This window comes from Kitasatospora sp. NPDC038210 (assembly GCF_055600605.1).
The window spans coordinates 283,980-306,442 of sequence record NZ_JBVJYK010000011.1; the positions used below are offsets into that span (position 1 = coordinate 283,980).

A 22,463-nucleotide genomic window follows, 5' to 3' on the forward strand; every position below is an offset into this window, starting at 1 on the left:
CCGGGCGCATGACGGCGCATCCGGAGGTGCGCACGCCGGTTGCAAGGAGTGCGCGCCGGTTGCCGCCCGGCTGCGGCACCGTACGCACCGCGTCCTAGACTCCTGCTGCCCACGACCGACCTTCTCCGGAGGAACCCGATGCCGGACCGCACCACCTACCTCGTCCTGCCCGGCTACCAGAATTCGGGCCCCGAGCACTGGCAGACCCGCTGGGAGGCCGCCGAGCCGGAGTCCTTCCGCCGGGTCGAGCAGGCGGACTGGGAGCTCCCGGAGCGGGCGGACTGGGTGGCCCGGGTGGACGCGGCGGTGGCGGCGGCCGCCGCCGAGGGCACGGTGGTGCTGGTCGCCCACAGCCTGGGCTGCGTCACCGCGGCCCACTGGGTGGCCACGGCCGGCGCCGACCGCACCGCCGCCGTCCGCGGTGCACTGCTGGTCGCCCCGGCCGACGTCGACACCGCGGAGGTGCCCGAACTGACGGGCTTCCGCCCGGTGGCGCTGGCGCCGTTCCCGTTCCCGACCGTGGTGGTCTCCTCCACCGACGACCCGTGGGTCTCCCCCGACCGGGCCCGTGCCTTCGCCGCGGCCTGGGGCGCCCGGTACGTCGAGCCGGGCGCGTTCGGGCACCTCAACTCCGACTCCGGACTGGGCGACTGGCCGGAGGGCCGCACACTGCTCGCCGAGCTGTGACACCGTGAACGGGGGGACTGTGGACAAGCGGACGTCCCGGACCAGGCGCGTCCTGGTCCGGCTGCTGGCGGCCTTCGGGCTGGCCGCCGTACTGCTGTACACCGAGGGCCAGTGGGAGAGCCGCTCGGGCGGCCGGATGCTGGTCGCCGACCTGCTCAACCGGCCGGAGCTGCTGCTCGGTGCGGCGCTGGCGGCGCTGATCGCGGCCGCCTGGCTGGGCGACCTGCGCGCCGCCGCCCTGCGGACGGCCACCCGCACGGTCACGGTGACCGCCGGGGTGGTGTTCCTGCTCGGCGTGCTGGCCGCGCACAAGGTGTCGGCGGCCGAGACCCGCAGCCGGGAGACCGCACCGGCGGGGGCGGAGCGGTCGCTGGTGGTGGTGCACCGCTCGTACGCCTCCGGGTCGGCGCCCGGCGATCACTGGCAGATCCTGCTGGAGGCCGGTGAGGGCTGGGGGGCTCGGCGCTGGTCGCTGGCCGACATCGGCGGGAGCCCGGACGACGCCCGCCTGGTGGAGGCGAGTTGGACCGGGCGGGAGCAGATCACCGTGGTGACCGACTCCTACCGGCGGGTGTTCAACCTCGACCAGGACAGCGGCGAACCGGTCGAGGCCCGGTAACAGGGTGCTCAGCCCAGCCCGAGGGCGTGCGCGGTGAGGGCGAGCAGCACGGCGTTGCCGGCCGCGCCGAGGGCGGTGGCGGAGAGGAAGCGGGCCGCGGTGCCGTCCGGGAACGGGTTGAGCGTCATCGCGGACAGGAAGCCCGGCATCGTCCAGACCACCGCCGTCCACTGCCGCACGGCGCCGGCTGTGCTCCTGCCCGCGCGCAGTTCGTGCGCGGCGGCGAGGCCGATCACCAGGTAGCCGGCCAGGTAGCCGATCGAGGGGCAGAGGACGGCGGGGACGCCGAGGATGCTGTGCGGCATGGCGCCATCGTCCGCCGACGCGGCGCGGCCCCGCATGAGTACGGGTACTCATGCGGGGCCGGCCGGGGGCGGGCTCCGGCTACCGGTCCTCGGGGTCGGCCGGGGTGGACGGCGCGGAGCGGCCGGTCTGGTCGGTGCCGCGCGGCTTGCCCTGGCTGCCGTTGTTCCCGCTGTTGCCGTTGTTCCCGTTGTTGCCGTTGTTCCCGGAGCCGCCGGTGGCGGGGGCGCCGGTGCAGGTCACCGAACCCGGCGAGCCGCTGGGGGTGCTGCAGTTCGGGTCGCGCTTGGGCGGGTCCGGGATGTAGACGGTGGTGAAGTCCTTCTCCGGCATGTTCCGGACCGCGTCGCTCATCGCCTTCTGCCAGATCGGCCCCGGACCGGTCGCACCGAACACCTCGGCCTGGTACTTGCCGCCGATCCGGATGTTGCGCATCGGCACCTTGGTGCCCGGGCTGCCCAGCCAGACCGAGCCGGCCAGGTTGCCCGTGTAGCCGGTGAACCAGGCCGACTTCTTCTCGTCCGTGGTGCCGGTCTTGCCGGCGATCTGACGGCCGTCGTCCAGACCGAGGTCCCGCGCGGTGCCGCCCTTCTCGGTCACCCCGAGCAGCACGCTGTTGATCACGTCCGCGGTGTCCTCGGACATCGCCTGGCTGCACTGGGCCTGCGGCACCGGCACCTCCTTGCCGTCCACCGTGGTGATCCGGTTGATCGCCATCGGCGCGCAGTAGCTGCCCCGGGCGGCGAAGGTCGCATACACGTTGGCCATGGTCAGCGGGCTGACCTCCTGGGTGCCGAGGCCGAGCGCGGGCACCTCCTGCAGCGGCGAGCCGTCCGCCTTGCCGGCCACGCCCAGCCTGTTGGCCATCTGCTTGACCGCGCAGAGGCCGATCTCCTGCTCCATCTGCACGAAGTAGGTGTTGACCGAGAGCGCCATGGCCTGCTTCAGCTCGTACGGGCCCTTCTCGGACTCGGACTCGTTGGGGATCGTCCCGTTCTTCTTGCCCTTGTCGAGGTTCTTCCAGGTGCCGTCGCAGGTCTTCATCGTCGGCCAGTCCATCCGGTTCGGCGCGTCGTACCGCTGGGTCGACGACAGGCCGGCCTCCAGGGCCGCAGCGGCCACGATCGGCTTGAAGTTGGAGCCGGGCTGGAAGCCGATGCCCCCGCCCATCGCCGCGTCCACGTTGTAGTTGACGACGGTCTCGTTCTTCTCCTTGGCCAGCCCGTACGGGCGGGTCTGCGCCATCGCCAGGATCTTGCCGGTGCCGGGCTGGACCATCGTCATCGCGGCCGAGACCGGGTCGGTGACGTACACCTTGGTGGAGACGGCGTTCTGGGCGGCGGCCTGCTTCTCCGGGTCCAGCGTGGTGTAGATGTTCAGGCCGCCGGTGTCCCACAGCGTCTTGCGCTCGGCCGCGCTCTTGCCGAACGCCGGGTCCTGCTTGACCACGTGGCGCACGTAGTCGCAGAAGAAGCCCATGCCCGCCTTGGCGGTGATGCAGCCGTTCTGCGGGTCCTTGTAGTCGAGGCCCAGCGGGGCGGCCTTCGCCTCCCTGGCCTGGTCCGCGGTGATGTGCTTGTTCTCCACCATCTTGTCCAGGACGGTGTCGCGGCGCTTCTGGGCGGCCACCGGGTGCAGCTTCGGGTCGTACTGCGACGGGTTCTGCACCAGCCCGGCGAGCATCGCCGCCTCGGGGAGGGTCAGGTCCTTGGCGGCCTTGCTGAAGTAGCGCTGCGAGGCGGCCTCGATGCCGTACGCCTGGTGGCCGTAGAAGGTGATGTTCAGGTAGTTGGTGAGGATCTGTTCCTTGCTCAGGTCCTCCTCCAGCTTGATGGCGTACCGGAGTTCCTGGATCTTGCGGCCGAGCGTCTTGCGCTGCGCCTCGCGCACCGCCTCCGGATCGTCCCCGGCCTTCTCCACGTTGACGTTCTTCACGTACTGCTGGGTCAGGGTCGAGGCGCCCTGGACGGTGGCGCCGCTCTCGGCGTTCTTGGTGACGGCCCGCAGGACGCCCTTGAGGTCCACCGCGCCGTGCTCGTAGAAGCGGGCGTCCTCGATGTCGACCTGCGCCTGGCGGATCAGCGGGGACATCTGGTCGGCGGTGAGGACGGTGCGGTCGCGCTCGTAGACCTTGGCGATCAGCCCGCCGTTGGCGTCGAAGATCTGGGTGGCCTGGGTGAGCGGCGGGGTCTTGAAGTCGTCGGGGATGCTCTCGAAGCCCTCGGCGCCGTTCTTCGCCCCGAGCCCCACCGCGCCGGCCGCCGGGAGGATCAGGCCGGCCAGCAGCACGCCGCCGAGCACGCTGGCGCCGAGGAACTTGGCCGCGTGGCCCAGGATTCCGAGCGGGGTCTCACGGCGCCTCGGGCGCGGCACCCAGGTGTCGCCCGGGTCCGGGGCGGGTATGCGGCGGCGGCTCTTCGGTGACATAGTTCGAACATTAAGGCCGTGGACGCACCTCGCGGGCGGGGTGCAGGCGAAGGATTGTCACAAAATCGCGACAGATTCGACTCATTCGCGAGGGTCGAACGGACGTGCACGCAGGGACAAGGGCCGTTCGCCTACGGCCCGTTGACCCTGCGTGCCGTCACCGCCGTTCAGCGTCCGTTCGGCGACTCCCCAGCCAATAGCCGGCTTTCCGGTGCCCGGTCGGCTCCTGACGGCGGCTCGGCCGCTGCCCGGCCGTGGCCCGGCCGCCCGATCGGCTGTCCGTTCAGCCCGCCGGGCAGAAGACGTCCTCGGCCGGGCGTCGCCCGGTCACCAGGTAGTCCGTCACCACCGCGTCGCCGCAGGCGTTCCCGTTGGCCACGTACACGTCGTGACCGCCCGAGTCCACCGTGACCATCCGGGCCCGCTCCCCCAGCGCGGCACGCAGCTTGAGCGCACCCCGGTACGGGGTCGCGACGTCGCGCAGGTTCTGGGTCAGCAGCACGTTCGCCGGGCCCCGGTCGGTCACCTCGACCGGGGGCTCGGCGGGCGTGAACGGGCGGAAGGCGCAGGGCGACACGTTCACCGGCATGCCTGCGGTGAGCGGACGGGCGGCGCGCTCCGCGGCGACGTCCTTGGCGTACGCGGCCGGGTCGGTGGGCCAGTCGACGTCGTTGCACAGGGTGCCGACGGCGACGGCGATCGAGTTCTGCACCGCCTGTTCCGGCGGCGTCACCGGCGCGGGCAGCGGCCGGCGGCCGAGGCCGGCCAGCATCAGCCGGGCAAGGTCGGGGAACTTCGCGTCCGCGAACATGCTCTGCAGCATCGCCTCGCGCAGCACGTTCCCGTTGAGCTCCGCCGGGTCGGCTCCGGGCCAGGGCAGCGGCGTGCGGTCCAGGCGGGCGGCGAGGTCGAGGAAGAGCGGACGGACCTCCTCGGGGGTGTCCGCGACCCGGTCCGGATTGCCGGGCGAGGCCGCCCACGCGGCGAAGTCCGGGAAGCGGTCCTCCACGCCCTGGCCGTAGGCGGCGAGCCAGCCGCGCTCGACCCGGGTCGGGTCCGGGTCGTCGTTGCTGTCCAGCACGATCCGGTCGGTCCGCTGCGGGAACATCGTGGCGTACACCGCGCCCGCGTAGGTGCCGTAGGAGGTGCCCCAGGCGGAGATCCGGCGCTCGCCGAGCGCCCGGCGGATGGCGTCGATGTCGCGGGCCTCGTTCGGCGTGGAGATGCTGCGCAGCACCGGGCCGCCGTTGCGGGCGCAGGTCTCGGCGACGCGGCGCGCGTAGGCGACGTTCCCGTCGATCGTGCCGTCGGCGGCGGGCCAGGAGTGCAGCTTGACCATCGACAGGTCGGAGCGGTCCAGGCCGCAGCTGACCGGGGTGGAGCGGCCCACGCCGCGCGGGTCGAAGCCGACCAGGTCGAAGCGGTCCAGGACGGACTGCGGCAGGCGCTTGGCGGCGTTGCTCGGGACGTTCAGGCCGGAGCCGCCCGGCCCGCCGGGGATGGTCAGCAGGACGCCGTGGCGCTGGTCCGGCCTGGCGGCGGGGATGCGGGAGACCGCGAGGGTGATCTGTTCGCCGTGCGGATCGCGGTAGTCCAGCGGGACGGTGACGGTGGCGCACTGCTGGCGCGGGTCGACCTGCCCCTGGCAGGCGGACCAGGTGAGGCGGGCCCCGCCGGACCGCTCGGCGTCGGCGGCGGCGGGCAGGGCGGTCAGCGCGGTGAGGGCGAGGGCGGCGGCCGCGGTCGCGGCGGCGGTGACGGTGATCGTGTTCTTCGGCATGCCCAAGAGTCTGCTGTGGCAGGGTTCTTGGCCCCATCCGGGCAGCGGGCCGGTCGGGGGTGGGGCAAACCCCCGACTGCGGGGTGCAGACTGCATCCGGGTGGACGCCCCGTCCGGGTGCGAGCCGCATCCGAGGTCAGGCGGCATCGGGGGCAGGCGGCATCCGAAGGGAGGCGGCATCCGGATGGAGGCCGCAGCGAGGTGCGGCCTCCGGCGGTGGAGGGACGGACGGTGTGGTCGCGCGGATCGGACCCCGGGTCGGGACCCGGCGGGGCCGATCGGACCGCGGGTCAGAGACCGAGCACGGCCGGATCGGAGGCGAGCGCGCGCAGCGGCTCCCGCGGGTCGGCGACCAGCCGGCGCGCGGCCAGGTCGAGGATGCCGCCGACGCCGGTGATCTCGGCGGCCAGCACGCCGTCCTCGCGGACCAGCCGCTGCACCACCTGGAAGGTCTTGCCGTCCCGCCAGGTGAACGAGCAGCTGACGTCCACCGAGTCGCCCGCGCGCAGCTCCCGCAGGTACTTGACCGTGGTCTCCAGGACGACCGGGCCCACGCCCTTGGCGACGAGGTCGGCCTGGCGGATCCCGGCCGCCTGCAGGTACTCCCAGCGGGCGTGCTCGGCGTACTGGAGGTAGACCGCCTGGTTGAGGTGCCCCTGGCTGTCGGTCTCGTACCCGCGGACGGTGACGCGGGTGGTGAAGTCCTGATCGTTCATGCCCCGCACGCTACTCCGGGCGGCGGGGCGCCACCTCGTGTCCTCCGTCACCCCGGCCGCGTCACTCCGGCAGTGCCGCCACCAGTGGAGCGAGGGCGTCCGGGCGCCGGTCGACGGGCAGGTGGTCGACGGCGTGGAAGCCGCAGCCGAGCGCGGTCGCGCCGCCGTCGCAGACCCGGTCGTCACCGACCATCAGCACGTCGGCCGGGGCCAGCCCGAGCCGGGCGCAGGCGGTCTCGAAGATCACCGGGTCGGGCTTCTGCGCGCCGATCTCGTAGGACAGGACGTAGGTGTCGACCAGGTCGTCCAGTCCGTGGGCCCGGAAGACCGGGCGCAGGTCCCAGCCGATGTTGCTCACCACGGCCACCGGGACGCCCCGGCGGCGCAGCTCGCGCAGGACGGGACCGGCGTCCGGGTAGGGGCGCCAACTCTCGGGCGCCATGTGGGACTCGTAGAGGGCGTCGACGTCGAGGCCGGCGGGCGGCTCTGCGGCGCGGGTCAGCGCGGTGTAGGCGGTCCGGTGGAGTTCGGGGGTCAGGTCCCTGGTGTCCCAGGCCTCCTGGATGCCGCCCGGAATCCGGCGCGGGGGGACGCCGCCGGGCAGCGCGCCGAACTCCTCCAGCCTGGCGACCAGTTCGGCCTGCTCCCGGGCGGGCAGGCCGAGGCCGGTGGCGGCGGTGTGGGCCGTCAGCCACTCCGCGGTGGAGACGACCCGGAAGAGGGTGCCGGAGAAATCGAACATCACGCCTTTGGTCATGATGTCGAGCTTAGGGGCCCGCGCGAGCCGGGTGCGGCCCAGGTACGGGCCCGGTGCCGGCCCTCGCCGGGCCCGACAGGCGCTCAGCGGAGCGTGAGGATGCGCGGGCCGTCCTCGGTGACGGCGACGGTGTGCTCGATGTGGGCGGCGCGGGAGCCGTCACCGCTGCGCAGCGTCCAGCCGTCCGGGTCGGTGGTGTAGTCGTCCCGGCCGCCGGCGATCAGCATCGGCTCGATGGCCAGCACCAGCCCCGGGCGCAGCGGGTAACCCCGGCCCGGGCGGCCGGTGTTGGACACGTGCGGGTCCTCGTGCATCCGGCGGCCGATGCCGTGTCCGCCGTACCCCTCCGGCGTGCCGTAGCGCCCGGCGCGGACGACGCGGCCGATGGCGTGGGAGATGTCGCCGGTCCGGTTGCCGACCACGGCGGCGGCGATGCCGGCGTCCAGGGCGCGCTGGGTGGCCTCGATCAGTGCGGTGTCCTCGGGGCGGGCGGCGCCCACGGTGAAGCTCACGGCGGCGTCACCGGCCCAACCGTCCAGTACGGCACCGCAGTCGATGCTCACCAGGTCGCCGTCGCGCAGCCGGTAGCCGTTCGGGATGCCGTGCACGACGGCGTCGTTGACCGAGGCGCAGATGACGGCGGGGAACGGGACGGGCGCGAAGGACGGGCGGTAGCCGAGGAACGGGGAGCTCGCCCCGGCGGCGTCGAGCACGCCGCGGGCCGCCTCGTCCAGCTCCGTCAGGCTGACGCCGGGCGCAGCCGCCTCCCGTACGGCGGCGAGCGCGTCCGCCACCACCCGCCCGGCCTCGCGCATCGCGTCGAGGGCGGCGTCCGACTTGAGTTCGACCATGGTGAACCACTCCCCTGGATCCAATTCTTATACCGGTATTTGTATCACGGTTGATGGTGCACGAGCATCAGCCGGGCGGTTCTGCCCGGGAGTCGGCGGCGGGACGGGAGGCAGTCGCAGGCGGCCCCGCCTGCGACGACGTGGTGATCGGGGCGGTCCGCGATCCGCTAGTGTTCGGCGGCGCAATCTGATGATCTGACCATGAGGAATCCACGTGACGACCCCGCCGACCACCCCCGTCGACGAGACCCCGCAGCCCGCCGAGCCGACCGCCCAGCAGCCCTGGGGCGCCGGAACCCCCACCCCGGAGCAGCCCTCCCGGGCCCGCAAGCTCGGCCGCCGCGTGGGAGGACCGCTCCTCCTGGTCGCACTGATGGCCGGCGGCCTGATCGTGTCGAACTACGTCAGCAAGTCCGAGCCGGAGGCCGCGCAGGTCGGCAACTGCGTGCACGACCTCGGCGGCGGCGGCAAGCCGAAGATGGAGCTCGTCGACTGCGCCAAGCCCACCGCGGACTACAAGGTCACCAAGGTCGTCCACGACGGTGACGCCAAGCACGCCTGCGACACGGAGCCGGACGAGGTCTTCGGCTCGTACAGCGAGGAGCGCAGGAGCAGCATCGTCATCCTCTGCCTGGAACTGAACCCCACCCGTCCGGGCGGCCCGGCGAGCCTCCCCACCTGGCCCGAGCAGTAGGACGACGGGCCCCGGGGGCGACGGCCCGGACGGGGCCTAGACTCCACGCCATGGTGAGGACTCCGCTGACCCCGTGGGAGCGCGAGCGCGGGGAGCGCTTCGGCGCGCTGCTGCGCGAGGCGCGTGGCGAGCGCAGCATGGTCGAGGTGGCGGCGGTGGCCGGCGTCTCGGCCGAGACGCTGCGCAAGATCGAGACCGGACGGGCACCCACGCCGTCCTTCTTCACCATCGCGGCGCTGGCCTTCGCGCTCGACCTCTCGCTCGACGAGCTCGCCTCCGCCTGCGCCCTGCCGGCGGACGGCGGGCACGGCGAGGCGCTCACGGCCTGACGGGGCGCTGCACGGCCCGACGGGGCGCTGCACGGCCCGACGGGTGCGGTGCACGGCCCGACGGGCGACGGCCCGCCCGGCGCGTGCTGCGCGGGGCGGGCCCTCGTCCGGAGCGTGGTGGTGCGGCGGTGTCGGCTCAGCCGACCGAGCTGTTGTAGTTCTCGATCGCCGGCTGCAGCTCCTTGGCCGCGTCGGCGAGCGCCTGCTGGGCCGACTTGCTGCCCGCGACGGTCTGCTCGATCGCGGTCTCCACGCCCTTGCGGGCCTGCGGCATCACGCCGAGCAGGCAGCCGGCGGTGGCCGGGGTGGGCTTGGTGCTCTTCAGCTGGTCGATCGCGGTCTGGAACTGCGGGTACTTGGCCACCCACTCCTTGTCCCTGGGGTCGTCCAGCGACTTCTTGTTGACCGGGAAGTAGCCGGTGCCGGTGTGCCAGACGGCCTGCTGCTCGGGAGCCGTCACGAACTTCTCGAACTCCCAGGCGGCACGCTTCTCGGCGTCCGAGTGGCCGGGGCCGCTGATCCACAGCGAGGCGCCGCCGATCACCGGGCCGCCCTGGTCGGCGGCGGTGACCTTCGGGAAGGCCGCGGTGCCGACACCGAACTTCGCCGCCTCGGTGTAGCCGCGCAGGACGCCGGTGGACTCCAGGTGCATCGCGACCGTGCCGGCCTTGAAGGCGGCCTGGGCGTCGTCGGTGGTGCGGCCGGTGTTGGCCGCGTAGCCGCCCTTGACCAGGTCGGCCCACCACTGGACGATCCGGGCGCCCTGCGCGGAGTCGAACACGACCTTGCCGGCCTTGTTGCTGCGGCCGTTGTCGTTGTCGCAGTACATGGCGCCGGACTCGGCCAGCAGCTGCTCGACGAACCAGCCGTAGATGGCCGCGCCGAAGCCGTAGCGGACGGTCTTGCCGTCGGCGTCCTTCTTGGTCAGCTTCTTCGCCAGCTCGCCCAGCTCGTCGAGGTCCTTGGGCGCCTGCGCCGGGTCGAGGCCGGCCTCCTTGAAGGCGTCGGTGTTCAGGTAGAGCAGCGGCATCGAGGAGTTGAACGGCATCGACTGCAGCTTGCCGCCGACGGAGTAGTAGTTGCGGATGTTGGCGTCCAGGTCGTCCAGCGCGTAGCCGTCCTTGTCGGCGAAGGCCTGGGCGGGGACGGTCTGCTTGGAGTCGATCATGAACCGGGTGCCGATGTCGTAGACCTGCACCAGGGCGGGCGTGCCCTTCTGCTGCACCGCGGCCTTGTACTTGGTGACCAGTTCGTCGTACTTGCCCTGGAACTGCGCCTTGACCTCGATCTTGCCCTGGTGCGCGGCGTTGAACTGGTCGACCAGGCCGGTGAGCACCTCGGCGTTCTTGCCGGTCATCGAGTGCCAGAACTCGACGCCGGTGACGCCGGTCGCCTGGTCGAGCGCCTGGGCGCCGGGCGCCGCGGCGTCGTTGGAGCCGCCGGTGCCGGAGCCGGAGGAGCTGCAGGCGGTCAGGGACAGGCCGGCCACCAGCAGGGCCGCGAGCGCGCGTGCACTCTTCTTCACGGGGGTTCTCTCTCTGGTCGGGGGAACGGGCGTGGACGGTACGGGCGGTCAGCGCACCGCGCCCGCGGTGAGGCCGCGGACGATGTAGCGCTGGCCGAAGACCACCAGGGCGAGGGTGGGCAGCAGCGAGAGCACGACGCCGGCCAGGATCAGCCCGGGGTCGGCCATCTCGGAGTCACGCAGCGAGGTGAGACCGATCTGCAGGGTCTGCATGTCCGCCGTGCGGGTGATGATCAGCGGCCAGAAGTACTGGTTCCAGGCGGACAGGAAGACGTAGATCGACAGCGCCGCGAGCGCGGGCTTGTTGAGCGGGACGACGATCCGCCACAGGAAGCGCCAGTGGCCGGCCCCGTCGATCCGGGCGGCGTCGCGCAGTTCGCCGGGCAGCTGGCGGAAGGCCTGGCGCAGCATGAAGGTGCCGAAGCCGGAGGCCAGGAAGGGCAGCACCAGGCCGAAGTAGGTGTTGCCGAGCCCCCAGCCGGACAGCGTCAGGTAGTTGGGGATGATGATGGCCTCCCACGGGACCATCAGCGTCGCCAGGAACACCCCGAACACCGCGGCCCGCGCCCTCAGCGGCAGGAAGACGAAGGCGTAGGCGGCCAGGATCGAGGTGAACAGCTGGGCGAGGGTGATGACGGTGGCCACGACCGCCGAGTTGGCGTACTGGCGGGCCAGCGGGATCGCGTCCACGGCGCCGGAGAAGTTCCGTCCGGTGACCGAGTGCGGCACCAACGCGGGCGGGTAGCTGGAGAGTTCGGACGGCCCCATGAACGCGCCGGCGATCGCGTAGTACACCGGGAAGGCCACGGTGACGACGGCGACGGCGAGCAGCAGGTAGACGGCGGCGCGGCCGAGCAGGTCGCGCGGGGAGCGGCCGGCGAGGGCGCGGGTGCGCGGGCGGGGCCGCTCGACGTCCTCGGTGGTGGCGACGGTGGTCATGCGTAGTGCACCTTCCGCTCCAGGACGCCGAACTGGACGGCCGTGCAGGCGAGGACGACCACGAGCAGCACCACGGCCTGGGCGCTCGCGGTGCCGAAGTCGCTGGAGCCGTAGGCGAAGGCCTTCTCGTAGACGGAGTAGACGAGGGTCCGGGTGGAGCCGTCCGGCCCGCCCTTGGTGAGGATGTGGATCTGGCCGAAACTCTGCAGCGCGTGGACGGTGGAGACCACGGTCAGGAAGAACAGGTTGGGGCCGAGCAGCGGAACGGTGATCGAGCGCGCCAGCCGCAGGCCCGACGCGCCGTCGATGCGGGCCGCCTCCACGACCTCCTGCGGGATCGAGCCGATGCCGGCGGAGAGCACCAGCACGTTGTAGCCGAGGTTCATCCACACCGTGGTGACGGCCACCGAGACCAACGCGTACCGGGTGTCGGTCAGCCAGCCGACCGGGCCGAGGCCGACGTGCGAGAGCAGGCCGTTCAGCACCCCGCTGGCGGGGTTGAAGAACACCGCGAAGACCACGGACGCGCTGGCCACCGAGAAGGCGAAGGGCAGCGCGAAGGCGGAGCGCAGCAGCCGTACGCCGCGGATCCGGTTCTCCAGCAGCAGCACCAGCGCGAGCGCGCCGAGCACCCCGGGCACCACGGTGAGCAGCGTGAACAGCCCGGTGGTGACGAGGGTGCGGCGGAAGTCCGCCGAGGTCAGCAGGTCGGTGTAGTGCTTCGTCCCGACGTAGCGGGAGGGCGCGCCGAAGAGGTCGTTGGCGTGTCCGCTCAGGTAGATCGTCCGCCCCAGCGGGTAGCCGATGAAGAGGACGAAGACCGCCAGGGAGGGCAGCAGGAAGGCCCAGGCGAGCCCGTGTTCGCCCCAGCGGCTCCGGCGGCCCGCCCGGGGCGCGGTGTGCAGTGCGGTCGGCATGCGGTGCGCGTCCGCCTTTCGTGAAGTCGGTTCCGGCCGAAACCGTGTCTTGCCCACGCGACGCGGCGGGAACCCCGCAGTGATCAACCGGTGTCCCCGGGATTACGCGTTCGCGTCAGATTCGGCCGGTCGTGCCCGGACGGGCCGCGGAGCGTTCCGCCGCGTTGTCGCAGGGGTGTCGTACGGTGCGCGGGTGGACGAAACGGAATTCGACATGCGCACCGCAATGGCCGGAAGTGTGCGCAGCCGCGCGGACGCCTGGGCACTCGTCAGGGGCTTCGCCGCGTACTGGGGCGAGCCGCTGGGGCCGGACGACGGCTTCGCGGACGCCGAACTGGACGCGGCCGAACGGCGGCTGGGCCTGCGGCTGCCGGCGGCGCTGCGCGAGGCGTACCGGTTGTTCGGGCGGCGGGCGGACCTCACGAGCAACCACGACGTGCTGCTGACGCCGGACGAGCTGTACGTGCTGGACGGCGCGCTGGTCTACCGGGCGGAGAACCAGGGCTGCGCGCACTGGGGCGTGCTGCTCGACGACGTGGAGCGCGAGGACCCGCCGACGGTGATGCGGCCGGACCTCGCGGACAAGTCGCGGGAGCGCTGGGAGCCCTGGGAGGAGCGCCTGTCGACGGCGGCCGCGGTGATGGCGATGACGGAGAAGCTGCTGGAGGACGACGAGTTGACCGACTTCGTCGATTCGCCGGACGAACTTCCGGACGGCTTCCGGGAGTTGCCGGCGATCGGCCGGGGCTGCCGCTGGTACCTGGGGCCGGACGTCCTGGTCTCGGTGGTCGAGGGCGCCTGGATGGCGGCCCGGGCACGCACCCCGGAGGCCCTGGAGGCGATGTACGAGGCCGTGCCCGGGGACTGGCTGGGCGAGTGAGCCCCGCCCGACCGCGGCTCAGGGGCCGCGGTCGGGAGCTGGGCGGCCGGGCCCGGGACGCCGCCCGCACGGCTCAGGCGCTGGAGCCGCCGTCCAGGACGAGGTCGCTGCCGACGGTGTAGCCCGCCTCCTCCGAGGCCAGGTACAGCACCGCGGCGGCCACCTCCTCCACGGCGCCCGCCCGGCCGACCGGGATGTCGTTCCTCATCCGCTCGGCCTTCTCGGCGGCGCTCTCGCCGGGCCGGCCCGACATCGGGGTGTCGACCGCGCCGGGGCTCACCGTGTTGATCCGCACGCCGTCGGCGATGTGGTCGAGCGCGGCGGCGCGGGTCAGCGCGGTGACGGCGGCCTTGCTGGCGGCGTAGGCCCCGACCCCCGCGACCCGCCGGTGGGCGCCCAGGTTGGACGACACGTTGACGATCGCGCCGCCGCCGTGCGCCCGCAGGTGGCCGATCTGGTGCTTCATGGCGAGCAGCGTGCCGGTGACGTTGATGCCGATCAGCCGCTGCCACTCGGCCTCGTCGATGTCGGCGACCGGGCCGAGCGCGCCGATCACCCCGGCGTTGTTGACGGCGACGTCCAGCCCGCCGAACTGCTCGACGGTCTCGCGGACCAGGCGGGCGGCGTCCTCGCCGTTCGTGACGTCGCCGGTCAGGGCGACCGCCTTGCCGCCGGCCTGCTCGATCAGCTCGACGGTCTCGGTGAGCGGGGCGGCCGTCCGGCCCGCGACGGCGACCCGGGCGCCCTCCCGGGCGAAGGCGAGCGCGATGGCCCGCCCGATGCCGCTGCCGCCGCCGGTGACCAGGACGGACTTGTCGGCGAAACGCGTGGTCATGAGGTGAACTCCTCGATCCTGTTGGTGGGTTCTGGTGTGGTGGTGGTCAGGGGTTCCGCCGCGGTGGCGGACCTGGGCAGGGTGGCGACCGCGACGGCCGTGAGCGCCAGGCCGAGGGCGCCCGCGGCGAAGGCCGCGGCGTAGCCGCCGACCACGCTCGGACGGGTGGCGGCGAGCGACATCAGGGCCGCCAGTCCGGCGGTGGGGCCGAGCTCCATGGCCGTGTTGAACACGCCGGCGGCCAGGCCGGTGCGCTCGGACCCGACCCCGCCGGTGGCGAGGACGGCCGCTCCGGCGAAGGCGGCGGCGGCTCCGGCGGGCAGCAGGAGCAGTCCGGGCAGCAGCCCGGTGGCGTACCCGCTGCCGGGGGTGAGCCCGGCGAGCAGGCCGAGTCCGGCGCCCGCCACGGCGAGCCCGCCGGCGGTGACCGGCACCGGCCCGTGGCGCAGCACCAGCAGGGCCGCCAGGCGCCCGGACAGCAGCAGGACGGCCGCGTACGGCAGGAAGGCGGCGGAGGTGGCGGCGGCGCTCCAGCCGCGCAGCTGCTGGAGGTAGAGCGAGAGCAGGACGAAGGTCAGCGCGGTGCCGGCGGCGGTCGCCATGACGGCGGCGAGGGCGGCGCCGCGGCGCCGGTCGGCCAGGAAGCCGGGCGGCAACAGGGGGTCGGCGGTGCGGCGTTCGGCGGCGGCGAAGGCGAGCAGCAGGGCGAGCCCGGCGGGCAGCGGCCCGTACACCTCGGGGCTGGTCCAGCCGTGGTCGGTGGACGCCACCAGGGCGTAGCTCACCGCGCAGACCGCGGTGGCTGCCAGGAGCGCGCCGCGCAGGTCCAGGGCCGGGCGGCGCCCGGCGGGGGCGGCGGCGGGCAGTGTGCCGCAGCGGGCGAGTCCGGCGGCTGCGGCCAGCACGGGCACGGCGAACAGCCAGCGCCAGGAGACCGCGGCGGCGACCGCGCCGGACACCACGCTGCCGACCGTCGCGCCGAGCACCGACAGGCCGCCCCAGGTGGCCATCGCCCGCCGGTAGGCGGCGGGTTCGGGGTGCAGCGCACGGACCACCGCCACCGCCGCGGGCGCGGTGAGGGCCGCGCCGGCGCCCTGGACGAGACGGCTCGCCAGCAGGACGGGGTAGTCCGGTGCGAGGGTGCAGGCCACGGAGGAGGCGGCGAGCAGCAGCAGGCCGCAGCGGAGCATCCGGCGCCCGCCGTGGCGGTCGGTGAGCCGACCGCCGAGCAGCAGCAGCGAGCTGAAGGTGAGTCCGTACGAGGCGCTCAGCAGCAGCACCCCGGACGGCCCGAGCCCGAACTCGCGGGCCACCAGCGGCAGCGGCACGGTGAGGACCATGATCGTGAAGATCAGCACCGCCTGCACGACGCCGAGCAGCGCGAAGCCGGACCGGCCCGCCGGACCGCCGCGCATGCGCCCCCCTGTGACACTCATGAGCCCCCTCCTATAATGACCGTTCGATTCAGAATCGGGACAGCAGAGTCCGTCCAACCGGGCCTCGAACGTCTGGTCAGTCCCGGTCCGGGCAGCATCGATCCCGGTCGGGCAGTGCCAGTCCCCGTCAAGCCGTGTCAGTCCCGGTCCAGCAGCATCAGGGCCTGCTCGGCGGCGTCCCCCACCCGGGCCGCGCCGTCGGCGGTCTTGCCCATCACCCGCATGCCCTGCATCAGCACCATCAGCAGCCGGGCGAGCGCCCGGGGCTCCCGCCCGGCAGGCAGTTCCCCCTGCGCCCCGGCCCGCACCAGGGCGGCGGTGAGGACCGTCTCCAGGTGGCCGAGGCTGGCGCCCACCCTACGGGCCGCCGAGGGGTCGTGCGGGGCGAGCTCGACGGCGGTGTTCGTGACGAAGCAGCCGCGCTCCCGCCCGTCCCCGGCCGACTCCGCCGCGTACCGGCGGACCATCGCCCGCACGGCCGGCAGCACCGGGCCGGGCTGGGACAGTTCCGCCAGCAGAACCGGATCGGTCTGCTCGGCGTACCGCTCCAGCGCCCGCAGGTACAGCTCGTGCTTGCTCCCGAAGGTCGCGTAGATGCTGGCCCGGCCGATGCCGAGCCCCTCGACCAGGTCGGCCATCGAGGTGGCCTCGTAGCCGCGCCGCCAGAACAGCTCCAGGGCTGCCTGCAGCGCCGCGTCCGGGTCGAATTCCTTCGTTCGCGCCATGTCCCACACGCTAGCCGTTTCCAGAACGATCAGTCAAGAAATGAGGAGCGCCGACCGCAGTCGATACCTGACGGAGCATTGCCAAGTGGACTAGACCAAGGCTACCCTTACCGCCCCATCCCTCCTTCCCCCACAGGAGGCGTTCCGCATGTCCGCTCACGTCCCCACCACCCCCCGCGAAGCCGTCGAGACGGCCCGGCCGCTGGTGCTGACGGCCTATCGGATCGTCGTCGGCCTGCTCTTCGCCTGCCACGGCGCCGCCTCGCTCTTCGGCGTCCTCGGCGGCACCAAGGGCGGCGGCACCGTCCCGCTCGGCCAGTGGCCCGGCTGGTGGGCCGCGCTGATCCAGCTGGTCGGCGGCGTCCTGGTGCTGCTCGGTGCCGGCACCAGGACGGCCGCACTGCTCTGCTCCGGCTCGATGGCCTACGCCTACTTCACCGTCCACCAGGAGCACGCGCTGCTGCCGCTGCAGAACGGCGGCGAGGCCTCGGTCATGTTCTGCTGGGCGTTCCTGGCCATCGCGGTGCTCGGCTCCGGCCCGTACGCCCTGGACCGACTGCTCACCCGTCCGCCCGTGGCCGGCCCGGCCGAACCGGCCGCCCAGCCGACCTCGGGCTGACCCCGGCGCGCCGAGCGCGGCAAGCCCGAACCCGGCGGGCCGACCCGGGCGGACCGCGCTCGGCGGCTGCGCTCGGCGGGCCGACCCGGACGGACCGCGCTCGGCGGGCTGCGCTCAGCCCTCCGCGAGGTGCCGCTCGACCGAGGCGACCTTGGCGGTGAGGCCGTCGGTGACCCCGGCCCGGTCGTCGATCTTGATGACCGTGCTCACCCGGTTGCTGTGGGCCTTCACCGCCTCGATCGCCTCCTTGATCACCGGCATCACCTCGTCCCACTCCCCCTCGATGCTGGTGAACATCGCGTCCGTGCGGTTGGGCAGCCCGCTCGCCCGGACCACCCGGACGGCGGCGGCCACCGCCTCCCCCACGTCCTCGCCGATCCCCAGCGGGGTCACCGAAAAGGCTGCGATCACAGTTCCACGCTCCTCGCGTCCACGGGGCACCGGTGGCCGGCCGGGCCGGCCCGGCTCGACCTGACTCGACTCGACCCGACCCGGGTCGCCGCGGCCCGGGTCGGCCACCAGGCTAGACGGACGCCCCGTCAGACCACCGAAGGCAGCGGCGGTTCGACGGCCAGCGGCGCGCTGGAGCGGGCCCGGTGCTGGGCGGCCCAGGAGGCGAGGGCGACGGTGCAGGCGTGGTCCAGGTGGCGCAGCCCGGACCAGTCCAGCTCGACCGGCCGGTCGTCCGGCAGCCGTTCCAGGGTGTCCAGCAGCCTGGGCAGCCGCAGGAAGGTGGCGTTGCCGCTCAGCCGGACCCGGTGCAGCGCCGGGCCGTTCGGCGGCACCAGCTCCTCCACCGCGATCTGCAGGTGCGAGGTCTGCCAGGCGGACTTGACGACCGCCAGCCCGACGCCGATCAGCACCCCTTCGAACAGGTCGGTGGCGATGATCGCGACCGCCGTCACCACGAGCACCAGCGCCTCGCCCCGGTGGCCGCGGCAGAGCGCGACGATCCGGCGCAGCGGGACGAGCTTGGCACCGGCGTGGACCAGGACGGCGGCCAGTGCGGTGAGCGGGACGAGTCCGAGCACCCCGGGCAGCAGCGCGGTGAACAGCAGCAGCCAGAACCCGTGCAGGAACCGGGAGGCCTTGGTCCTCGCCCCGGCCTGGACGTTGGTGGCGCTGCGGACGATCACCGCGGTCATCGGCAGCGCGCCGAGCAGTCCGCAGACGGTGTTGCCGACGCCCTGCGCGGTGAGCTCGCGGTCGTAGTCGGTGCGCGGGCCGTGGTGCATCCGGTCGACGGCGGCGGCGCTGAACAACGTCTCGGCGGAGGCGATCAGGGTGAAGGCGACGACCGTGCCGATCCCGGCGGTGCCGGCGAGGGCGCCCAGCGCGTCGCGGTCGGGCAGCCGGACGACGTCGAGCAGGCCGGCGACCCGGATCCGGGCGACGGGCAGGTCGGCCGCGGCGGTGACGGCGGCGGCGAGGCCGACGGCGGCCAGCGGCGCGGGGAGGGCGCGGGCGGCGCGCTCCGGGAGGTACTTCCAGCCGACCAGCACCAGCAGCGTGCCGAGACCGAGGGCGACGGCGCCGGGGTCGGCCGCGGCGGTGACGACGTCCTTCAGCAGGGCGGGCAGCCCGGCGATCTTCTCCGGCCCGGTGGCCGGGGCGCGGCGGTCGGCGAGCGCGTAGAGCTGGCCGAAGACGAGGGTCAGCCCGATGCCGGCCAGCATGCCGTGCACCACCGAGGCGGACATCGCGCGGAACCAGCGGCCGAGCCGCAGGGCGCCCATCGTGAGCTGGAGCAGGCCGGTGGCGAGCACCAGCAGGCCCAGGGCGCCGGCGCCGAACTCCCGGACGGCGTCGGCGACCAGCACGGTCAGCCCGGCCGCGGGTCCGCTGACCTGGAGGCTGCTGCCGGGCAGGGCGCCGACCACCAGGCCGCCGACGATGCCGGTGACCAGGCCGAGTTCGGCCGGCACGCCGGAGGCGACGGCCACCCCGACGCAGAGCGGGAGGGCTACCAGGAACACCACCAGGGAGGCGGGCAGGTCGCGGCGCCAGGGCACGTCGCGCAGCGCGGCGATCGGGGACCGGGCCGGGCCCGGCGGCGCGTTCTTCCGGGGGCGGCCCGGCGGCGCGTTCTTCCGGGGGCGGCCCGGCGGGCCCTCGCTCCCGTGCGGCGGGCGGTTCACCCGGTCACCACCGGGGGTCGGGCAGGGGTGCAGCAGCGCATGGGGACGTTCCTTCCGCGCGCCCGCCGCTGCGGGCACGCCGTTGCGGTACGGGGGTTGCCGTACGAGGAGGGTCGCCGTACGGGGTCGGCGTGCCGCTCACTCACCCGCCCGCCCGCCCACGGGTCGCCGGTCGGCAAGGGATGTGCGCCGGACCGGGAGCGGGGGCCGGCGGAGAGTGACGGAACGGCGGCGGGTGGCGGCACGGCGGCGAGTGGGGGTCGGCGCGGTCAGGGGGTGCGTCCCTCGCTCGGGTGCGGCGGACCGGGCGCGCTGGTCCTGGACGGGGCCGCCGACGGAGCTCCCCCGTCCCCGGCGTTCCCGAACCCCCCTGCCGCGGCCTCAGTTGGACGTCACGGGCCCGGCGTGCCACCGACGGTACCCAGGGCGGCGGGGCGGGCCGACCCGTGCACCGTCCCTTCACGGTCACTGCACACCGGGTGCGCTTCCCGGCGCGGAACGTCCGCTTCCCCGCGCACACCAGCACGGATGCCGCCCTGGCGTACGAATCCGCCCGCACCGACCCCGCGACCCAGGGCTTCCACATTCTGTTGAAGTCCCCCTTGACGCCCCGACGAGCCCCGCCCTACCTTGTTTCCACATACAGAAACCGTTCTTCCGTATGGTGGAATTCAGGAGATGAGCCCTCCGAGCCACTGCGGGCCGACGCAGGAGAGACCCGATGCCTCGTATGACAGCCGCCCGCGCGGCCGTGGAGATCCTCAAGCTCGAAGGCGTTGAGGTCGCGTTCGGTGTGCCGGGCGCAGCCATCAACCCGTTCTACGCCGCCCTCAAGGCCTCCGGCGGGATCCGGCACACACTGGCCCGGCACGTCGAGGGCGCCTCCCACATGGCCGAGGGCTACACCCGCGCCGAGGCCGGCAACATCGGAGTCTGCATCGGCACCTCCGGCCCGGCCGGCACCGACATGATCACCGGCCTGTACTCGGCCATCGCCGACTCGATCCCGATCCTGTGCATCACCGGCCAGGCGCCCGTCGCGCGGCTGCACAAGGAGGACTTCCAGGCCGTCGACATCGCCTCGATCGCCAAGCCGGTCACCAAGGCCGCGACCACCGTGCTGGAGGCCGCGCAGGTCCCCGGCGTGTTCCAGCAGGCCTTCCACCTGATGCGCTCCGGCCGCCCCGGCCCGGTCCTGATCGACCTGCCGATCGACGTCCAGCTGACCGAGATCGACTTCGACCCCGAGGCCTACCAGCCGCTCCCGGTCTACAAGCCGGCCGCCAACCGGGTCCAGATCGAGAAGGCCATCGCGCTGCTCCAGGAGTCGGAGCGCCCGCTGATCGTCGCCGGCGGCGGCGTCATCAACGCCGACGCCTCCGCGCTGCTGCTGGAGTTCGCCGAGCTGACCGGCGTCCCGGTGATCCCGACCCTGATGGGCTGGGGCATCGTCCCGGACGACCACGAGCTGAACGCCGGCATGGTCGGCCTGCAGACCTCGCACCGCTACGGCAACGAGAACTTCCTCGCCTCCGACTTCGTCCTCGGCATCGGCAACCGCTGGGCCAACCGCCACACCGGCGGCCTGGACGTCTACACCGCCGGCCGGAAGTTCGTCCACGTCGACGTCGAGCCCACCCAGATCGGCAAGATCTTCGCCCCGGACCTCGGCATCGCCTCCGACGCCAAGGCCGCGCTGGAGCTCTTCGTCCAGGTGGCCGGCGAGCTCAAGGCCGCCGGGCAGCTCAAGGACCGCAGCGCGTGGGCCGCCTCCACCCAGGAGCGCAAGGCCACGCTGCAGCGCCGCACCCACTTCGACGACGTGCCGCTGAAGCCGCAGCGCGTCTACGAGGAGATGAACCGGGCCTTCGGGCCGGAGACCCGCTACGTCACCACCATCGGACTCTCCCAGATCGCCGGCGCGCAGATGCTGCACGTCTACAAGCCCCGGCACTGGATCAACTGCGGCCAGGCCGGCCCGCTCGGCTGGACCATCCCGGCCGCGCTCGGCGTGGCCACCGCCGACCCCGAGGGCCAGATCGTCGCGCTCTCCGGCGACTACGACTTCCAGTTCATGATCGAGGAGCTGGCGGTCGGCGCGCAGCACCGGATCCCGTACGTCCACGTGCTGGTCAACAACTCGTACCTGGGCCTGATCCGCCAGGCTCAGCGCAACTTCGACATCGACTTCCAGGTCAAGCTGGAGTTCGAGAACATCAACGCGCCGGAGCTGGGCGTCTACGGCGTCGACCACGTCAAGGTCGCCGAGGGTCTGGGCTGCAAGGCGATCCGGGTCACCGAGCCGGAGGGCCTGCTGCCGGCCTTCGAGGAGGCCAAGAAGCTGGCCGCCGAGTTCCGCGTCCCGGTCGTGGTCGAGGCGATCCTGGAGCGGGTCACCAACATCGCGATGAGCGGCAGCGACATCGACAAGGTCAACGAGTTCGAGGAGCTCGCCACCCTGCCCGAGCACGCGCCGACGGCGATCCGGCCGCTCGCGCGCTGACCTGCCGCGAAGGGGGCGTGCGAGCCGCTCCGCACACCCCCTTCGCGTCCGGAACACCGGCGGCGCCGACGCGGTTGACCCGTCCGGGGCCGCTACCGTGTGCCCGGGCGGAAACCGCTGCCAACCTGCCGAAAGGACCACCACCGTGAGCCTGTACGACATCCCGCTGCGCTCCCTCACCGGCGAGCCCACCTCGCTGGCCGACCACAAGGGCAAGGCGCTGCTGATCGTCAACGTCGCCTCCAAGTGCGGCCTGACCCCGCAGTACGCCGGGCTGGAGCGCCTGCAGGAGCGCTACGCCGGGCGCGGGTTCACCGTGCTGGGCTTCCCGTGCAACCAGTTCGCCGGGCAGGAGCCGGGCAGCGCCGAGGAGATCGGGACCTTCTGCTCCACCACGTACGGCGTGACCTTCCCGCTGTTCGAGAAGATCGAGGTCAACGGCGACGACCGGCACCCGCTGTACCAGCAGCTGACCCAGGTCGCCGACGCCGAGGGCCAGGCCGGGGACGTTTCCTGGAACTTCGAGAAGTTCCTGATCTCGCCGGACGGCACCGTCGCCGCCCGGATCCGGCCGCGCGTCGAGCCGGAGTCGGAGGAGCTGGTCGCCGCGCTGGAGGCCGTTCTGCCGGCCTGATCGGAGGCCGTTCTGCCGGCCTGATCACCCGCCGGACCGGAGGCCCGGGGCACCGCGCCCCGGGCCTCCGGCGTTCCGTGGCCGCGGTGGCGGGGCGCGGTCGGCGGCGGGGGCGACGGATGCGGGCCGACGCCCAGGGGTCGACACAT

General features: G+C 73.3%; 22 protein-coding genes. 8 read left to right on the forward strand and 14 right to left on the reverse strand.

Annotated elements, in window-relative coordinates; genetic code table 11:
• Nucleotides 1-138 precede the first annotated feature (138 nt).
• A complete protein-coding gene (locus ACZ7KX_RS23530) occupies nucleotides 139-687 on the forward strand; it encodes an RBBP9/YdeN family alpha/beta hydrolase (protein WP_470328169.1) in 549 nt (182 codons plus the stop codon).
• Nucleotides 688-706: 19 nt separating this feature from the next.
• Complete coding sequence (locus ACZ7KX_RS23535) at nucleotides 707-1,306, forward strand: hypothetical protein (RefSeq protein ID WP_350526353.1); 600 nt, start codon at nucleotides 707-709, stop codon at nucleotides 1,304-1,306.
• Nucleotides 1,307-1,314: 8 nt separating this feature from the next.
• Here ACZ7KX_RS23535 and ACZ7KX_RS23540 read toward each other — a convergent pair whose 3' ends face one another.
• From ACZ7KX_RS23540 to map, 6 genes are all read right to left on the reverse strand, one after another.
• A complete protein-coding gene (locus ACZ7KX_RS23540) occupies nucleotides 1,315-1,611 on the reverse strand; it encodes a hypothetical protein (protein WP_470328170.1) in 297 nt (98 codons plus the stop codon).
• Nucleotides 1,612-1,690: 79 nt separating this feature from the next.
• Nucleotides 1,691-4,036 (reverse strand): transglycosylase domain-containing protein, encoded by a 2,346-nt coding sequence (locus ACZ7KX_RS23545; protein WP_470328171.1) that lies wholly within the window; start codon nucleotides 4,034-4,036, stop codon nucleotides 1,691-1,693.
• Between the two features lie 283 nt (nucleotides 4,037-4,319).
• On the reverse strand, nucleotides 4,320-5,816 hold the full coding sequence (locus tag ACZ7KX_RS23550; protein WP_470328172.1) for an alpha/beta hydrolase: 1,497 nt from the start codon (nucleotides 5,814-5,816) through the stop codon (nucleotides 4,320-4,322).
• Nucleotides 5,817-6,106: 290 nt separating this feature from the next.
• Nucleotides 6,107-6,532, reverse strand: coding sequence for an acyl-CoA thioesterase (locus ACZ7KX_RS23555; protein WP_396546710.1), 426 nt, complete (start codon nucleotides 6,530-6,532; stop codon nucleotides 6,107-6,109).
• A 61-nt stretch (nucleotides 6,533-6,593) separates the two neighbouring features.
• Nucleotides 6,594-7,289: an HAD-IA family hydrolase gene (locus ACZ7KX_RS23560; protein ID WP_470328173.1), complete on the reverse strand. Its 696-nt coding sequence runs from the start codon at nucleotides 7,287-7,289 to the stop codon at nucleotides 6,594-6,596.
• Between the two features lie 83 nt (nucleotides 7,290-7,372).
• Nucleotides 7,373-8,140 (reverse strand): type I methionyl aminopeptidase, encoded by a 768-nt coding sequence (gene map, locus ACZ7KX_RS23565; RefSeq protein ID WP_470328174.1) that lies wholly within the window; start codon nucleotides 8,138-8,140, stop codon nucleotides 7,373-7,375.
• A 214-nt stretch (nucleotides 8,141-8,354) separates the two neighbouring features.
• On the opposite strand from map, the gene ACZ7KX_RS23570 reads away from it, so the two are divergent.
• Both ACZ7KX_RS23570 and ACZ7KX_RS23575 read left to right on the forward strand, forming a co-directional pair.
• Nucleotides 8,355-8,834, forward strand: coding sequence for an LppU/SCO3897 family protein (locus tag ACZ7KX_RS23570; RefSeq protein ID WP_470328175.1), 480 nt, complete (start codon nucleotides 8,355-8,357; stop codon nucleotides 8,832-8,834).
• 50 nt (nucleotides 8,835-8,884) lie between these two features.
• Nucleotides 8,885-9,163, forward strand: a complete 279-nt coding sequence (locus tag ACZ7KX_RS23575; protein WP_402798632.1) for a helix-turn-helix domain-containing protein — start codon at nucleotides 8,885-8,887, stop codon at nucleotides 9,161-9,163.
• A 136-nt stretch (nucleotides 9,164-9,299) separates the two neighbouring features.
• Here the strand turns inward: ACZ7KX_RS23575 and ACZ7KX_RS23580 are convergent, their stop codons facing one another.
• The 3 genes from ACZ7KX_RS23580 to ACZ7KX_RS23590 are packed head-to-tail and all read right to left on the reverse strand — an operon-like array spanning nucleotide 9,300 to nucleotide 12,544.
• Complete coding sequence (locus tag ACZ7KX_RS23580) at nucleotides 9,300-10,688, reverse strand: ABC transporter substrate-binding protein (RefSeq protein WP_470328176.1); 1,389 nt, start codon at nucleotides 10,686-10,688, stop codon at nucleotides 9,300-9,302.
• A gap of 48 nt (nucleotides 10,689-10,736) precedes the next feature.
• The gene (locus ACZ7KX_RS23585; RefSeq protein ID WP_470328177.1) at nucleotides 10,737-11,627 is read right to left on the reverse strand and encodes a carbohydrate ABC transporter permease; all 891 of its coding nucleotides are present in this window, start codon (nucleotides 11,625-11,627) and stop codon (nucleotides 10,737-10,739) included.
• Nucleotides 11,624-12,544 carry a carbohydrate ABC transporter permease gene (locus tag ACZ7KX_RS23590; RefSeq protein WP_396546720.1) on the reverse strand — a complete coding sequence of 307 codons (921 nt, stop codon included), beginning with the start codon at nucleotides 12,542-12,544 and terminating at the stop codon, nucleotides 11,624-11,626. Before ACZ7KX_RS23590 ends, ACZ7KX_RS23585 begins: the two co-directional genes overlap by 4 nt.
• Before the next feature lie 193 nt (nucleotides 12,545-12,737).
• On the opposite strand from ACZ7KX_RS23590, the gene ACZ7KX_RS23595 reads away from it, so the two are divergent.
• A complete protein-coding gene (locus ACZ7KX_RS23595) occupies nucleotides 12,738-13,424 on the forward strand; it encodes an SMI1/KNR4 family protein (protein WP_470328178.1) in 687 nt (228 codons plus the stop codon).
• 73 nt (nucleotides 13,425-13,497) lie between these two features.
• Here the strand turns inward: ACZ7KX_RS23595 and ACZ7KX_RS23600 are convergent, their stop codons facing one another.
• From ACZ7KX_RS23600 to ACZ7KX_RS23610, 3 genes are all read right to left on the reverse strand, one after another.
• The gene (locus ACZ7KX_RS23600; RefSeq protein WP_350526366.1) at nucleotides 13,498-14,259 is read right to left on the reverse strand and encodes an SDR family NAD(P)-dependent oxidoreductase; all 762 of its coding nucleotides are present in this window, start codon (nucleotides 14,257-14,259) and stop codon (nucleotides 13,498-13,500) included.
• Nucleotides 14,256-15,695: an MFS transporter gene (locus ACZ7KX_RS23605; protein WP_470328179.1), complete on the reverse strand. Its 1,440-nt coding sequence runs from the start codon at nucleotides 15,693-15,695 to the stop codon at nucleotides 14,256-14,258. The genes ACZ7KX_RS23600 and ACZ7KX_RS23605 overlap by 4 nt, the downstream gene beginning before the upstream one ends.
• Nucleotides 15,696-15,832: 137 nt before the next feature.
• Nucleotides 15,833-16,420 carry a TetR/AcrR family transcriptional regulator gene (locus ACZ7KX_RS23610; RefSeq protein WP_470328180.1) on the reverse strand — a complete coding sequence of 196 codons (588 nt, stop codon included), beginning with the start codon at nucleotides 16,418-16,420 and terminating at the stop codon, nucleotides 15,833-15,835.
• A 148-nt stretch (nucleotides 16,421-16,568) separates the two neighbouring features.
• Between ACZ7KX_RS23610 and ACZ7KX_RS23615 the strand changes: the two genes are divergently transcribed.
• A complete protein-coding gene (locus tag ACZ7KX_RS23615; RefSeq protein ID WP_470328181.1) occupies nucleotides 16,569-17,039 on the forward strand; it encodes a DoxX family protein in 471 nt (156 codons plus the stop codon).
• Nucleotides 17,040-17,153: 114 nt separating this feature from the next.
• Here the strand turns inward: ACZ7KX_RS23615 and ACZ7KX_RS23620 are convergent, their stop codons facing one another.
• Both ACZ7KX_RS23620 and ACZ7KX_RS23625 read right to left on the reverse strand, forming a co-directional pair.
• Nucleotides 17,154-17,450, reverse strand: a complete 297-nt coding sequence (locus ACZ7KX_RS23620) for an MTH1187 family thiamine-binding protein (RefSeq protein ID WP_350526370.1) — start codon at nucleotides 17,448-17,450, stop codon at nucleotides 17,154-17,156.
• Nucleotides 17,451-17,578: 128 nt separating this feature from the next.
• Complete coding sequence (locus tag ACZ7KX_RS23625) at nucleotides 17,579-19,069, reverse strand: SulP family inorganic anion transporter (protein ID WP_470328202.1); 1,491 nt, start codon at nucleotides 19,067-19,069, stop codon at nucleotides 17,579-17,581.
• A gap of 829 nt (nucleotides 19,070-19,898) precedes the next feature.
• Here ACZ7KX_RS23625 and gcl point away from each other — a divergent pair.
• Both gcl and ACZ7KX_RS23635 read left to right on the forward strand, forming a co-directional pair.
• Complete coding sequence (gene gcl / locus ACZ7KX_RS23630; protein WP_470328182.1) at nucleotides 19,899-21,680, forward strand: glyoxylate carboligase; 1,782 nt, start codon at nucleotides 19,899-19,901, stop codon at nucleotides 21,678-21,680.
• A gap of 145 nt (nucleotides 21,681-21,825) precedes the next feature.
• Nucleotides 21,826-22,314: a glutathione peroxidase gene (locus tag ACZ7KX_RS23635; protein WP_470328183.1), complete on the forward strand. Its 489-nt coding sequence runs from the start codon at nucleotides 21,826-21,828 to the stop codon at nucleotides 22,312-22,314.
• Nucleotides 22,315-22,463 lie beyond the last annotated feature (149 nt).